This window comes from Marinobacterium sp. xm-a-127 (assembly GCF_013283425.1).
In the GTDB taxonomy this organism is placed as follows: domain Bacteria; phylum Pseudomonadota; class Gammaproteobacteria; order Pseudomonadales; family Balneatricaceae; genus Marinobacterium_E.
In genome coordinates this window covers 375,456-387,829 of the sequence record NZ_WBYH01000001.1, presented here as the reverse complement: position 1 = coordinate 387,829, position 12,374 = coordinate 375,456, and the positions used below count along the sequence as shown (strand labels likewise).

17 protein-coding genes are annotated in these 12,374 nt (G+C 46.1%); 4 read left to right on the top strand and 13 right to left on the bottom strand.

The features are described 5' to 3' along the window. Positions 1 to 316: 316 nt before the first annotated feature. Together XMA127_RS01865 and XMA127_RS01860 are read right to left on the bottom strand one after the other, a co-directional pair. Positions 317 to 982: a nitroreductase gene (locus XMA127_RS01865; protein ID WP_173483837.1), complete on the bottom strand. Its 666-nt coding sequence runs from the start codon at positions 980 to 982 to the stop codon at positions 317 to 319. A 72-nt stretch (positions 983 to 1,054) separates the two neighbouring features. Then, a complete protein-coding gene (locus XMA127_RS01860) occupies positions 1,055 to 1,981 on the bottom strand; it encodes a LysR family transcriptional regulator (protein WP_173483836.1) in 927 nt (308 codons plus the stop codon). Between the two features lie 98 nt (positions 1,982 to 2,079). On the opposite strand from XMA127_RS01860, the gene XMA127_RS01855 reads away from it, so the two are divergent. From XMA127_RS01855 to XMA127_RS01840, 4 genes are read left to right on the top strand one after another with little or no spacing between them, the layout of a single operon-like run. Then, positions 2,080 to 3,288 carry a M20 aminoacylase family protein gene (locus XMA127_RS01855; protein WP_254448343.1) on the top strand — a complete coding sequence of 403 codons (1,209 nt, stop codon included), beginning with the start codon at positions 2,080 to 2,082 and terminating at the stop codon, positions 3,286 to 3,288. A 21-nt stretch (positions 3,289 to 3,309) separates the two neighbouring features. After that, positions 3,310 to 4,341 carry a TRAP transporter substrate-binding protein gene (locus tag XMA127_RS01850; RefSeq protein WP_173483835.1) on the top strand — a complete coding sequence of 344 codons (1,032 nt, stop codon included), beginning with the start codon at positions 3,310 to 3,312 and terminating at the stop codon, positions 4,339 to 4,341. A gap of 52 nt (positions 4,342 to 4,393) precedes the next feature. Then, positions 4,394 to 4,879, top strand: a complete 486-nt coding sequence (locus XMA127_RS01845) for a TRAP transporter small permease (RefSeq protein ID WP_173483834.1) — start codon at positions 4,394 to 4,396, stop codon at positions 4,877 to 4,879. Then, a complete protein-coding gene (locus tag XMA127_RS01840) occupies positions 4,876 to 6,168 on the top strand; it encodes a TRAP transporter large permease (protein ID WP_173482920.1) in 1,293 nt (430 codons plus the stop codon). Before XMA127_RS01845 ends, XMA127_RS01840 begins: the two co-directional genes overlap by 4 nt. Before the next feature lie 255 nt (positions 6,169 to 6,423). On the opposite strand, the gene rplQ is transcribed toward XMA127_RS01840, so the two are convergent. The 11 genes from rplQ to rplR all read right to left on the bottom strand — a co-directional run bounded on the left by rplQ (position 6,424) and on the right by rplR (position 12,373). Next, positions 6,424 to 6,804 (bottom strand): 50S ribosomal protein L17, encoded by a 381-nt coding sequence (gene rplQ / locus XMA127_RS01835; protein ID WP_173480333.1) that lies wholly within the window; start codon positions 6,802 to 6,804, stop codon positions 6,424 to 6,426. A 33-nt stretch (positions 6,805 to 6,837) separates the two neighbouring features. Next, positions 6,838 to 7,842, bottom strand: a complete 1,005-nt coding sequence (gene rpoA / locus XMA127_RS01830; protein ID WP_173480332.1) for a DNA-directed RNA polymerase subunit alpha — start codon at positions 7,840 to 7,842, stop codon at positions 6,838 to 6,840. Between the two features lie 22 nt (positions 7,843 to 7,864). Beyond that, a complete protein-coding gene (gene rpsD, locus XMA127_RS01825; protein WP_173483833.1) occupies positions 7,865 to 8,485 on the bottom strand; it encodes a 30S ribosomal protein S4 in 621 nt (206 codons plus the stop codon). A 20-nt stretch (positions 8,486 to 8,505) separates the two neighbouring features. Continuing rightward, positions 8,506 to 8,895, bottom strand: a complete 390-nt coding sequence (gene rpsK, locus XMA127_RS01820) for a 30S ribosomal protein S11 (RefSeq protein WP_173480330.1) — start codon at positions 8,893 to 8,895, stop codon at positions 8,506 to 8,508. Between the two features lie 19 nt (positions 8,896 to 8,914). Next, positions 8,915 to 9,271 (bottom strand): 30S ribosomal protein S13, encoded by a 357-nt coding sequence (gene rpsM, locus XMA127_RS01815; protein ID WP_173480329.1) that lies wholly within the window; start codon positions 9,269 to 9,271, stop codon positions 8,915 to 8,917. Between the two features lie 144 nt (positions 9,272 to 9,415). Beyond that, entirely contained in the window at positions 9,416 to 9,532 is a 117-nt protein-coding gene (gene rpmJ, locus XMA127_RS01810) for a 50S ribosomal protein L36 (protein WP_007021200.1), read from the bottom strand. A gap of 16 nt (positions 9,533 to 9,548) precedes the next feature. Continuing rightward, positions 9,549 to 10,874 carry a preprotein translocase subunit SecY gene (secY, locus tag XMA127_RS01805; RefSeq protein WP_173482921.1) on the bottom strand — a complete coding sequence of 442 codons (1,326 nt, stop codon included), beginning with the start codon at positions 10,872 to 10,874 and terminating at the stop codon, positions 9,549 to 9,551. Continuing rightward, on the bottom strand, positions 10,874 to 11,308 hold the full coding sequence (gene rplO / locus XMA127_RS01800) for a 50S ribosomal protein L15 (RefSeq protein ID WP_173480327.1): 435 nt from the start codon (positions 11,306 to 11,308) through the stop codon (positions 10,874 to 10,876). Before rplO ends, secY begins: the two co-directional genes overlap by 1 nt. A 16-nt stretch (positions 11,309 to 11,324) precedes the next feature. After that, positions 11,325 to 11,504: a 50S ribosomal protein L30 gene (gene rpmD / locus XMA127_RS01795; protein ID WP_173480326.1), complete on the bottom strand. Its 180-nt coding sequence runs from the start codon at positions 11,502 to 11,504 to the stop codon at positions 11,325 to 11,327. A gap of 3 nt (positions 11,505 to 11,507) precedes the next feature. Then, a complete protein-coding gene (gene rpsE, locus XMA127_RS01790; protein WP_173480325.1) occupies positions 11,508 to 12,011 on the bottom strand; it encodes a 30S ribosomal protein S5 in 504 nt (167 codons plus the stop codon). Between the two features lie 11 nt (positions 12,012 to 12,022). Beyond that, entirely contained in the window at positions 12,023 to 12,373 is a 351-nt protein-coding gene (gene rplR, locus XMA127_RS01785; RefSeq protein ID WP_173480324.1) for a 50S ribosomal protein L18, read from the bottom strand. Position 12,374 lies beyond the last annotated feature (1 nt).

Sequence of the window (12,374 nt, the reverse complement as noted above, 5' to 3'; positions counted from 1 at the left end):
AGACAATTTATGGCGCACCGTTTTTGAGGGGAGTCATCCACGGATTTATTAACAAAAGGAAATTTATAGGGCGTTATTTTTTGAATAAAAAATAGGAACAAAGGGCTTGAATCCCTTATTTTAAAGAGCATTCAGCCCGTTTAGTCATTGGGTGCACCTAAGTGTAAGGGCTTTTATTGGTAACCTACTTTTAAGAAATATTAAAATAACAGACGCAACTAAATGACACCAATTTTAGATCACCTAGTTAAAATAAGTCTAACCACGATATAGCTAAAAGATAAGCTACTGCAGCTCTATTATGATAACTGGCTCACTACTCTTTGAGATGGAAGAATTCACCTAATGGCTGACGACTAGACTCTAAACTATTAATAGATGCCTCTTTATCTTCGTACCCAACAGCTAAACCGCAGGCTAACATCCACTCAGTACTCGCTTCAGTAACTGAAGTGACCGTCTCGTGCAAAAAGCTCCAATAACCTTGAGCACAACTGCTCAACCCTCTCTCTTCCAACAACAACATAAGACTCTGAATGTACATACCCAAATCCATCCACTGCCCAGGTCCAAGACGGCGATCTATATAAAAGAATAGACCCAAAGGAGCGCCAAATAGTTCGGCATTTTTTGCAAACTGAGCCTGTCGACCAGCTTTATCTTCACGCGCAACACCAATCGTCTTGTAGAGGGCTTCTCCTACAGCGAAACGGTGAGATCTATAGGGTTCTGGCATAGGTGAAACATAAACTTGGTACTCTGGTTGTTCAAAACCATCTTGCTTTAGCTTCTGCACAGACTTGGTTTTTAAAACCTCCAACGACTCTCCACTCAGAGCAATAACACGCCAAGGTTGTAAATTCCCGTTGGATGGTGCGCGATTGGCAATCTCAACCAGCTCTTCGATTAACGCTTTCGGAACAGGATCAGGTTTAAAGGCCCTAACGGTTTTTCTGTTAAGCAGTGCTTTTTCAACGGACATAATTGTTCTCAAGCTTGAATCCAACTTCATCTACGAAGAGGTGATTAAAATAAAATGTATCTTAATAGATTTTTACACAATAACAGGATCGCTTAACTCTTTTGAAAAGTCACTGCCTAACAATCTTTGAGCCATAGTCTGAAGATACTGTGCTGCAGGCGTTAGTGGAACACCCCTTACTTTGACGATACCCAACTGATTTTCTGGAGGCAATTTATCAACAGAGAAGGGCACTACCCCTGCTCCAGAAAAGCGATCAGTGATGTATCTCCCAGGTGCATAACCTATTAAGTCGGTTCTTCGCATCATCTCCAGCATCACTTGCGGAGAGGTACACTGAACAACCTCTTTTGGCCTTGGCAAACCCTCCTCTTCTAACCATTGGAGTAAGGAGTTTGAACTACTACCTAGTGACATATTAAGAACCCAAGAGGCATCTAGCAGCTCACGCCAATCATTAGAGTGTGCAAGAGGATGTCCAGCCCTTCCAGCAACCACTGTTTTAACGTTGCATAAGGGTTCGAACACTAACTCAGACGGCATGGACTCTTTGGATGCAAGTGCAATACCAAAATCCAGAGCCCCTTCAATCAATCCTGGAACAATTGTCGTCAACAAGCCCTCTGTCAGAACCAACTTTGCTTCTGGCATGCGAGAGTGAAACCCTTTGTAGATATCCGCTAAGATCGTTGCAGCAATAACAGGAGTGACGCCAATTGAGACCTTAGCGCCTCGTCCACCACCGATCTGCTGAACCTCATCTTTGGCTCTTTCAATGGTCGCAACAATTAATCTTGCCCGCTTTAAAAGCGCTTCACCTGCAGGGGTGAAAGTAACTCCCCGATAACTGCGCTGCAAAAGTTCCACACCTAGACTCTCTTCAAGCTCACGCATCGCCCTAGTCAAAGCACTCTGACTGGTGTTGAGCTCAACAGCTGCACTGCGAATAGATCCCATATCCGCAATCGCAACCAATGCACGTATTTGTTGCTGCTTCATATTAGTGACACCAAAAATTGATCACATAGCCAAAAAAATTATATGGCTGAGATCATATACTCGTTTTAATCTGTTTGGAAATTACAAGAAGTACTGATATGAAAAAATTCACCGATACACAGATCAACCTCATGAAGAGTTGGCGCCACAGCATTCACTCAAATCCAGAATTAGGTTTTGAGGAGAACGATACGAGCCAATTGGTACAACAACTCCTATCCTCATGGAACTATCAAGTCACCACAGGCATTGCAGAAACAGGAGTGGTTGCTCAAAAGGTATTTGGTGATGGCAGTGGTCCTAAAATAGGCCTAAGAGCCGATATGGATGCGCTACCGATCCAAGAGATGACGGGTCTACCCTACCAGAGTAAAAATAGAGGCAAGATGCACGCCTGTGGGCATGATGGGCATACCTCAATCTTGTTAGGGGCTGCAAAATCAATTGCCGAAGCGGATACAAGTTCGTTTAATGGCACACTCAACCTTATCTTTCAGCCAGCAGAAGAGGTTGGTGGTGGAGGTGGTGCACAACGCATGATCAATGAGGGCTTGTTCGAACAATTCCCATGCGATGCTATCTTTGCGCTCCATAACTACCCTGGCGTTCCTGTTGGTCGTGTTGAATTCCGAAGCGGCCCCTTCATGTGCTCATCAGATCTTGTGAAGATTACCTTTATAGGAAAAGGTGGCCACGGCGGACTACCGCAAATGTCGATCGACCCAACACTACCGTTATCTGCCACCGTACTTGGTCTGCAAACAATTATTGGCCGCAATACCGATCCAATTCACACAGGCGTTATTAGTGTTGGAAAAATTGCAGCCGGCCAAAGCTACAACGTCATTCCAGAGAGAGCCGACCTTGAATTAAGTGTTCGTGCACTGCAACCAGAAGTTCGAGACACGCTTGAAAGGCGGATAAGACAACTGGTCGAAAATCAAGCAGCCGCTTATGACTGTCAGGCACAAATCAGCTATCAATACGGCTACCCTGTGCTGCAAAACAGCGCTCAATATGCAGATGTGGTGAGAGCAGTTGCCGAGCGAGCATTCGGTGAAGAGCAAGTGGATTCAAATGCAGCCCCTCTGACTGGAAGTGAAGACTTTGCTTACATGTTAAACAGCATTCCTGGCTGTTACTTCTTAATTGGTAATGGTGATAACGGCCATACCGATGGCAAACGCGTGGGACCGTGCAGCGTGCATAACCCGCACTATGATTTCAATGATGATGCTTTATCTGTGGGTGCTCAAATGTGGGTAGACCTAATAGAGCAGTTATTCTGCGAAACATCCGTTAAATAGACCTTTATTGAGGATCAAATAATGACTATAAAAACAAATATCATGGGCACGCTAACAGCGGCCACCATGATCGGATCTCTATCCTTCAACGCTCAAGCTGAAACACTCACAATGTCGAATTGGGTTCCACCAGCTCACTTTGTTAGCGGAATTTTGAAAGACTGGGCTGAAGATGTTAGCGAAGCAACTGAGGGTCGAGTGACTATCCGCATGCTGCCAAAAGCAGTTGGTAGTCCACCACAGCATTGGGAGCTAGCACGCAAAGGTGTCGCTGATATCACTTGGGGAAACTGGACATACGAGCCAGAACGTTTCAAAGCAGTTTGGTTCTCTGAAGTACCTTTTATTGGTGACTCAGCTGAGGCTTCATCGCTTGCCTTATGGGATACTTACAAAACTCATCTAGAAGCTAATACAGCGTTCGACGGGGTTAAGGTCCTAGGTGTAGGGACACTCGGCCCTGGAGTCATCAACCATGGTTCTAAAGATATAGTTACACCGGCAGACCTCGCAAATCAAAAGGTTCGCATGGGCGGACCTATTCAAAAAGTACTGATTGAAACAGTGGGTGCGATACCTGTCGCTGCCCCAGCTACTAAAGCCTACGAAATGTTGAATGGTGGTGTCATTGATGCATCACTACACCCTATGGAATCGGTTGTTAACTTCCGTTTGGATGGCGTTTTAACTCACCATACTAAGATCCCAGAAGGTTTCTATGATGCTTCGTTCTTCTTGGCTATGAATGAGAAAAAATGGAATAAGCTTTCAAACGCTGATAAAGAAGCGATCGAAACTGTTTCAGGTGCCGCATTTGCTAAACTATGGGGTGGAACATTTGACGCCCAATCAAAATCAGCAGAAGATAAAATGCGCGCTTCTGGTGAGCACAACTTCAGCGAACCATCTCCAGAGCTGATGGCCTTAATTACAGAAGCTCGCGATAAAATCATCAATGAATGGGCCTCTGATGCAAGTAACTTTGGTATCGACAATCCAATGGAAATTGTAAAATACCATAAAGAACGTTACAACGCTCACGCTAATAAATAACAAAAAGGGGCTATCTGTTAGATAGCCCCTTGCTTTATAGAGGCGGAAAAACATGAAGCCTATTATAGATAAGACCTTCAAAACCATTGAGATCATCTTAATGATCTCACTATTCCTAATGGTGGCTCTGACCTTTGCAGATGTATTAGGCCGTCGTCTATTTAATACTCCCATTTACGGTGCACACGATTTAACCGAACACTTTATGGCTGTTATTGTATTCACCGGCTTGCCTCTACTCACTGCAGCAAGAGGTCATCTCTGCGTCGACCTATTAGATGGTTTCCTAATGAAGGACAGTCTGAACTGGTGGCACTTCTTAATTCGCTGCCTTGTAGCGGCAGTATTAGGTTTGATTGGTTATCAATTTGTCATTGCGGCCTTGGATGCAACTGAGATTCACGAAGTGAGTCATGAGCTTCTAATTCCACGCAATTACATGTATTACCTATTTGCTTTCGGCGCATTTACAGCAGGTTTAGCAAGTCTATTACCGGCTAGACACCATTCAGATATCACATCCGAGGAACCATTATGACTCTTGGTTTAATCTGCCTAGGGCTAGTGTTAGTACTGGCATTTTTAAGAGTGCCTTTGGCATTCTCACTTCTAACCGTTAGTTTCTTTGGTATTGCTTGGGATTATGGCTATTCGACGTCGATCACTATGCTCTCCATGACCATATCAGACGCTGTATTTTCATACGATCTAGCCGTGGTACCCCTGTTTATATTGATGGGTAACATCCTATCTAAAACGGGAATAGCGGCGGATTTATTCAGAGCAGCCAATGCTTATCTAGGACACATTAGAGGTGGACTAGCCCTCTCTACGATGGTGACCTGTGCCGGATTTAGCGCTGTATGCGGATCGAGTCTTGCAACGGCCGCTACCATGTCAAAAGTCGCCTACCCCAGTATGAAAAAATACGGATATTCGGATTCTCTGGCATCTGCGTCAATAGCAGCTGGTGGCACTCTGGGTATTCTTATACCGCCATCAATCATTCTAATGATCTATGGCATTCTGACACAGACAAACATTGGGGAACTGTTCATAGCCGGTGTTGTGCCGGGATTATTAGGACTAGCATTTTATATGATAGCAATATACGTCGTAGCACTCTTCAAGCCAGAACATGCACCACGAGGCGATCGATCAGACGCTAAAGAAAAGGTTGAATCCTTAAAAGGAGTGTGGCCATTCTTTATGCTGTTTATTCTGATATTTGGAGGCATCTACGCGAAGTTATTCACAGCTACAGAAGCAGCTGGCATGGGGGCAGGATTTGCCTTAATCATAGCTGTTTGGCAAAAACGGATGACCTGGGCGAAGTTAAAAAACATCTTCTTAGATGCATCTTTTACCTCCGTCATGCTCTACTCTGTCCTATTTGGCGCTATGCTGTTCGCAAAATTTGTATCTTTCTCAGGGCTAGCCGAAGGTATATTGAGTGCAGTAGAGGCTTCAGGTCTGAGTAATTATGAATTGATCGCTCTGATCATGATCATATTCCTACTGTTAGGATGTGTAATGGATTCACTGGCCATTATTTTGATCTGTGTACCTCTATTCGTCCCAATCGTACTCGCTAATGGATTCGATCTTATTTGGTTCGGCATTATTGTCGTGGTCGTTACTGAAATAGCCCTAATTACCCCACCGATTGGCATGAACGTATTCGTTCTTAAGGCGACACTGCCCAATGTATCATTTGCATCGATTTTCAAAGGGCTAGTTCCTTTTATTGGTGTCGATTTACTAAGGCTAATTCTATTAATAGCAGTACCAAGCCTATCACTGGGATTAGTAGAAATGATGCGATGATCCACTATTAGGTCACTAAAATCACAAAGGGCGCTTTACGATTGGTAACCGTAAAGCGCCCTTTTTATTTGCAGTTGTAATGAATTTAAGCCTACATAAGCGCAGGTAAAACTTAATGAACTGGACATATATAAGACAGCGTTCAATCAACCATAATGCATGGACAGACGCTATTTAAAAACAAAACAAGTGGAAGGTAACGCTAGAAACAAAAAACCCGGCACAAGCCGGGTTTTTTATGGATCAACTCAGTGCTTAGTCTTCGGAAGACTCAGCAACTGGACGATCAACTAGTTCTACGTAAGCCATTGGAGCCGAATCACCAGCACGGAAACCGCACTTAAGGATACGAACATAGCCGCCTGGGCGAGTAGCGTAACGCTGACCCAGTTCGTTGAATAGTTTACCTACTGCTGCATCGCTACGTGTACGGGCAAAAGCCAGACGACGGTTAGCAACAGAGTCGTTTTTCGCCAATGTGATTAGTGGCTCAACAACAGAACGAAGTTCTTTAGCTTTTGGCAGAGTTGTTTTGATCAATTCGTGCTCGATCAAAGAAACTGCCATGTTCTTGAACATCGCTTTGCGGTGTGAGCTGGTACGATTCAAATGACGACCAGATTTACGATGACGCATCTTATCTATCCTTTAAAACTTAGCTAAGTCGACTTAAGAAGCCACTTTGTCGTCGCCTTTAAGAGAAGCTGGTGGCCAGTTCTCAAGACGCATACCTAGTGACAGACCTTTAGACGCAAGAACGTCTTTGATCTCTGTAAGTGACTTTTTACCCAAGTTCGGAGTTTTTAGCAGTTCAACTTCGGTGCGCTGAATTAAGTCACCGATGTAGTAGATCTGCTCAGCCTTCAAACAGTTCGCGGAACGCACAGTTAGCTCAAGATCATCAACAGGACGAAGTAGTACTGGATCGATCTCTGGCTCAGCTGGCTCAGACTTCGCTTGTTCGCTTGCATCTTCAAGGTCAACAAATACTGCTAGCTGTTGCTGCAAGATAGTTGCTGCACGACGGATGCACTCTTCTGGATCGATTGTGCCGTTAGACTCAATATCGATAACCAGTTTGTCTAGGTCTGTACGCTGTTCAACACGCGCAGCTTCAACTGCGTAAGAAACACGTAGTACTGGGCTGTAGCTAGCGTCTAGCTGCAGACGGCCAATAGCACGTGTCTCATCGTCCTCGCTAGTACGTGCATCAGCAGGTACATAGCCACGACCGCGGGAAACAGTTAGGCGCATGTTCAGACTGCCAGCGCTTGTTAGCGTAGCAATCACGTGTTCCGGATTAGCGATCTCAACGTCTTGGTTAAGCTGGATATCTGCAGCTGTAACTGCACCAGGACCCGACTTGTTGATTGTCAGCACCGCTTCGTCGCCGTTGTGCATGATGATCGCAACACCTTTAAGGTTCAGGAGGATCTCAATGACATCTTCCTGAACACCTTCGATGCTGCTGTACTCATGCAGAACACCGTCGATTTCTACTTCTGTAATTGCACAACCTGGCATAGAAGATAGAAGGATACGGCGCAGCGCGTTACCCAAGGTGTGACCGAAGCCACGCTCTAGAGGCTCCAATGTAACCTTAGCGCGAGTCTTGCTAATCTCCTGTACGTCAATGTGACGTGGGCTTAGAAACTCATTTACTGAACTCTGCATAGTTCCACCGTTTAATTAAAAATTACTTAGAGTAAAGTTCGACGATCAACTGTTCGTTGATCTCAGCTGGTAGTTCTGCGCGTTCTGGCATGGCTTTAAAAGTGCCTTCCATTTTTGCAGAGTCAACTTCAACCCACTCTACCGGTGCACGCTGTGCAGCCAGTTCCAACGCCGCTTTAATACGTAGTTGGTTTTTAGCTTTTGCACGTACTGCAACCACATCGCCCGCTGCTACTTGGTAAGAAGCAACGTTTACTACTTCACCGTTAACAGTGATTGAGCGGTGAGAAACGATCTGACGTGCTTCTGCACGTGTAGAGCCGTAACCCATGCGGAATACAACGTTATCCAAACGACTTTCAAGAAGTTGCAGAAGGTTTTCACCTGTAGCGCCTTTACGACGTGCTGCTTCTTTGTAGTAGCCGCGGAATTGCTTTTCTAGTACGCCGTAGATACGACGAACTTTCTGTTTTTCACGAAGCTGTAGACCGTAGTCTGACAAACGACCGCGACGAGCGCCGTGTACGCCAGGTACAGTTTCAGCCTTGCACTTGCTGTCTAGTGCGCGAACACCGCTCTTAAGAAAGAGATCAGTGCCTTCGCGGCGAGACAACTTGCACTTAGGTCCAATATAACGAGCCATAATTACTTACCGTCTCCAGATTAAACGCGACGTTTCTTCGGAGGGCGACAACCATTGTGTGGAATAGGTGTCACATCCGTGATGTTTGCGATTTTGTAGCCACAAGCGTTCAGTGCGCGCACTGCAGACTCACGACCTGGTCCAGGACCCTTCACAAACACGTCTAGGTTTTTCAAGCCGTACTCTAGTGCAGCTTGACCAGCACGTTCAGCAGCAACCTGTGCAGCGAACGGAGTGCTCTTACGTGAACCACGGAAGCCAGAGCCTCCAGAAGTTGCCCATGAAAGAGCATTACCTTGACGATCGGTAATAGTAATAATGGTGTTGTTAAAAGAAGCGTGGATGTGCGCAAGGCCATCCGCAACTTGCTTTTTAACTTTTTTACGTGTGCGATTACTCGGCTTAGCCATAGTTAGTAATTCCTATCGCTTACTTACGGATCGGTTTACGTGGGCCCTTACGGGTACGTGCGTTAGTTTTAGAACGCTGTCCGCGCACCGGTAGATTACGACGGTGACGGATACCACGGAAACAACCAAGGTCCATAAGACGCTTAATATTCATGTTGACTTCACGACGAAGGTCGCCTTCAACAGTCAACTTAGTAACTTCACCACGAACATTGTCGAGTAGCTCTTCAGAAAGATCGCCAACTTTAGTCGTTGGATCGATACCTACTGTGTCACAAATCTGCTGTGCAGTTGTGCGGCCGACTCCATAAATGTAAGTCAGTGAAATTACCGCGTGCTTGTTGTCAGGAATATTGACGCCAGCTATACGGGCCATTCAATGTACTCCATTAGTTAATTATTCGCTTCCAGCAAGAACTGGGTACGAAATTACATTCAGTTCGTGGAAGGCGCGCAATTATACGGGTTGATTATTATTAAATCAACCCATGCACCCTTCCGCCTCGTTTACAGCTTCGGATTAACCTTGACGCTGCTTGTGACGAGGTTCAACCTTACAGATCACGCGAACGGAACCGTTACGACGTACGATCTTACAGTTACGGCAAATTTTCTTAACAGATGCGCGTACTTTCATAATTCACCTCAATGGTTTAACGCAGTAGACCTGCGCCACCCTTTAGATTCGACTTCTTCATCAATGATTCATACTGGTGTGACATTAGGTGCGATTGCACTTGTGCCATGAAGTCCATTACCACGACTACGACGATCAGTAACGAAGTACCACCGAAGTAGAAAGGTACGTTCCATGCAACTACCATCGCCTGTGGCATCAGAGATACCGCAGTGATGTAAAGAGCACCAAACAGAGTAAGGCGGCTCAATACTGAGTCGATGTAACGAGCAGACTGTTCACCTGGACGAATACCTGGGATGAAAGCACCCGATTTCTTCAGGTTATCTGCCACTTCACGAGGATTAAACATAATCGCCGTGTAGAAGTAACAGAAAAATATAATTGCTGCCGAGAACAACAGAATGTACAGCGGCTGGCCTGGGCCTAGAGCCAATGCAACATCCTGAAGCCAATCCATACCCTCACTCTGACCAAACCATTGGCCTAGAGATGCAGGGAATAGCAGAATAGAGCTTGCGAAGATCGGTGGGATAACACCCGCCATGTTGACCTTCAAAGGCAAGTGACTGGTTTGGCCCGCATAAACGCGGTTACCCTGCTGGCGTTTTGCGTAGTTAATGGTGATACGACGTTGTGCGCGTTCCATGAACACGACAAAACCAACCGTCGCTACCGCTAACACTGCAATTGCTAGCAGCGCCAGGATGTTAAGATCACCCTGACGAGCCGATTCAAAGGACTGACCGATCGCACCAGGAAGACCCGCTACGATACCAGCAAAGATCAGAATCGAGATACCGTTACCGATACCACGTTCAGTGATCTGCTCACCAAGCCACATTAGGAATACTGCACCAGCGACCAGTGTAATAACAGCTACAAAGTAGAAGTTAAACGCTGTGCTGAATGCCACACCCTGATTAGCTAGACCAACGGTCATACCCAAGCCCTGAATAGTTGCTAGTGCAACTGTACCGTAGCGTGTGTATTGGTTGATCTTACGGCGACCAGCTTCACCCTCTTTCTTCAACTGTTCAAGCTGAGGGCTAACCGCTGTCATCAACTGCATGATAATCGATGCAGAGATGTACGGCATGATACCTAGAGCCAGGATCGACATGCGCTCGAGTGCACCACCCGAGAACATGTTGAATAGGCTTAGGATCGTACCCTGGTTCTGATCAAACAGAGCAGCAAGACGATCTGGGTTAATACCCGGAACTGGAATATGCGCGCCAATACGATACACAATGATCGCAATCGCAACGTAACGTAGACGAGCCCAAAGCTCACCTAGTCCGCTTGCATTTCCTGCTGGTACTTGTCCTTTAGTTGCCATTACGCTTCTACCTTACCACCGGCAGCTTCGATTGCAGCTAGAGCGCCTTTAGTCACTTTAAGACCTTTAACGGTAACTGCTTTAGTAATTTCACCAGACAGAATTACACGTGCAGAGGTGATCTCTTCACGGATAATGTCAGCCTGTTTAAGCGCTGCGAGATCAACTACGTCAACACCGCAAGCAGCCAATTCGTTTAGACGAATTTCAGCTACGTAACGCGCTTGGCGAGATGTGAAACCAAATTTTGGCAGACGACGCTGCAAAGGCATTTGACCGCCTTCAAAACCTGGCTTAACACTACCGCCTGAGCGAGATTTAAGACCCTTGTGACCACGACCACCAGTCTTACCTAGGCCGGAGCCGATACCACGTCCAACACGCTTAGGAGCGTGCTTAGAACCGGCACCCGGGCGAAGAGTATTCAAACGCATTTGGGTGACTCCTCTATTAGTCTTCTACACGAAGCATGTAGTTGACTTTGTTAATCATGCCACGAACTGCAGGAGTGTCTTCCAACTCAACAGTGTGGTTCATGCGACGTAGACCAAGACCTGTTAGGGTAGCTTTATGCTTCGGAATGATACCGATTGGGCTGCGTACCAAAGTGATTTTAACTGTATTAGCCATCGATTAGTTCCCCAGGATCTCTTCGACTGACTTACCGCGCTTAGCTGCAACATCTTCAGGAGACGCCATAGACGCAAGACCTTTAACAGTCGCGCGAACAACGTTCACTGGGTTAGTTGAGCCGTAGCACTTAGCCAATACGTTTTCTACACCAGCCAGTTCAAGAACTGCACGCATCGCGCCACCGGCGATAACACCAGTACCTTCAGATGCAGGCTGCATGTAGACCATTGAAGCACCGTGACGTGCTTTGATTGGGTACTGCAACGTGTGACCGTTTAGAGAAACGCTCACCATGTTACGACGTGCTTGTTCCATTGCCTTTTGAATTGCAACAGGTACTTCGCGCGCTTTACCGCGACCAAAACCAACACGGCCATTGCCGTCACCAACTACAGTAAGAGCTGTAAAGCCGAAGATACGACCACCCTTAACTACTTTGGCTACACGGTTTACCTGAACAAGCTTCTCTTGCAGTTCACCGTCTTTCTGTTCGTGATTTGCCATAATAGAAACCTTTAGAATTCCAAACCGCCTTCACGTGCAGCGTCTGCTAGAGCAGCTACACGACCGTGGTATTTAAAACCAGAGCGGTCAAACGCTACCTGGCTAACACCTGCTTCTTTTGCACGGCTAGCGATCAGAGTACCGACCTTTTTAGCCGCTTCGATGTTACCAGTTGCGCTTTCACGCATATCTTTTTCAACTGTAGAAGCTGCAGCAAGAACTGTAGCGCCATCTGCAGTTACGATTTGCGCGTAGATATGGCGCGGTGTGCGGTTAACACACAGACGTGCAGTACCGATCTCACGCATTTTAGCGCGTGAACGACGAGCACGACGTAAACGAGATTCTTTTTTAACGTTCATA

Bases quoted from the DNA above. Each gene is read 5' to 3' on its own strand.
- XMA127_RS01840 (WP_173482920.1), top strand. From the start codon at position 4,876: ATGACTCTTGGTTTAATCTGCCTAGGGCTAGTGTTAGTACTGGCATTT.
- rpsK (WP_173480330.1), bottom strand. From the start codon at position 8,895: ATGGCTAAGCCGAGTAATCGCACACGTAAAAAAGTTAAAAAGCAAGTT.
- rpsE (WP_173480325.1), bottom strand. From the start codon at position 12,011: ATGGCAAATCACGAACAGAAAGACGGTGAACTGCAAGAGAAGCTTGTT.
- rplR (WP_173480324.1), bottom strand. From the start codon at position 12,373: ATGAACGTTAAAAAAGAATCTCGTTTACGTCGTGCTCGTCGTTCACGC.
- rpmD (WP_173480326.1), bottom strand. From the start codon at position 11,504: ATGGCTAATACAGTTAAAATCACTTTGGTACGCAGCCCAATCGGTATC.
- secY (WP_173482921.1), bottom strand. From the start codon at position 10,874: ATGGCAACTAAAGGACAAGTACCAGCAGGAAATGCAAGCGGACTAGGT.
- rpsD (WP_173483833.1), bottom strand. From the start codon at position 8,485: ATGGCTCGTTATATTGGACCTAAGTGCAAGTTGTCTCGCCGCGAAGGC.
- XMA127_RS01855 (WP_254448343.1), top strand. From the start codon at position 2,080: ATGAAAAAATTCACCGATACACAGATCAACCTCATGAAGAGTTGGCGC.
- XMA127_RS01845 (WP_173483834.1), top strand. From the start codon at position 4,394: ATGAAGCCTATTATAGATAAGACCTTCAAAACCATTGAGATCATCTTA.
- rplO (WP_173480327.1), bottom strand. From the start codon at position 11,308: ATGCGTTTGAATACTCTTCGCCCGGGTGCCGGTTCTAAGCACGCTCCT.
- rpmJ (WP_007021200.1), bottom strand. From the start codon at position 9,532: ATGAAAGTACGCGCATCTGTTAAGAAAATTTGCCGTAACTGTAAGATC.
- rpsM (WP_173480329.1), bottom strand. From the start codon at position 9,271: ATGGCCCGTATAGCTGGCGTCAATATTCCTGACAACAAGCACGCGGTA.
- XMA127_RS01860 (WP_173483836.1), bottom strand. From the start codon at position 1,981: ATGAAGCAGCAACAAATACGTGCATTGGTTGCGATTGCGGATATGGGA.
- rplQ (WP_173480333.1), bottom strand. From the start codon at position 6,804: ATGCGTCATCGTAAATCTGGTCGTCATTTGAATCGTACCAGCTCACAC.
- XMA127_RS01865 (WP_173483837.1), bottom strand. From the start codon at position 982: ATGTCCGTTGAAAAAGCACTGCTTAACAGAAAAACCGTTAGGGCCTTT.
- rpoA (WP_173480332.1), bottom strand. From the start codon at position 7,842: ATGCAGAGTTCAGTAAATGAGTTTCTAAGCCCACGTCACATTGACGTA.
- XMA127_RS01850 (WP_173483835.1), top strand. From the start codon at position 3,310: ATGACTATAAAAACAAATATCATGGGCACGCTAACAGCGGCCACCATG.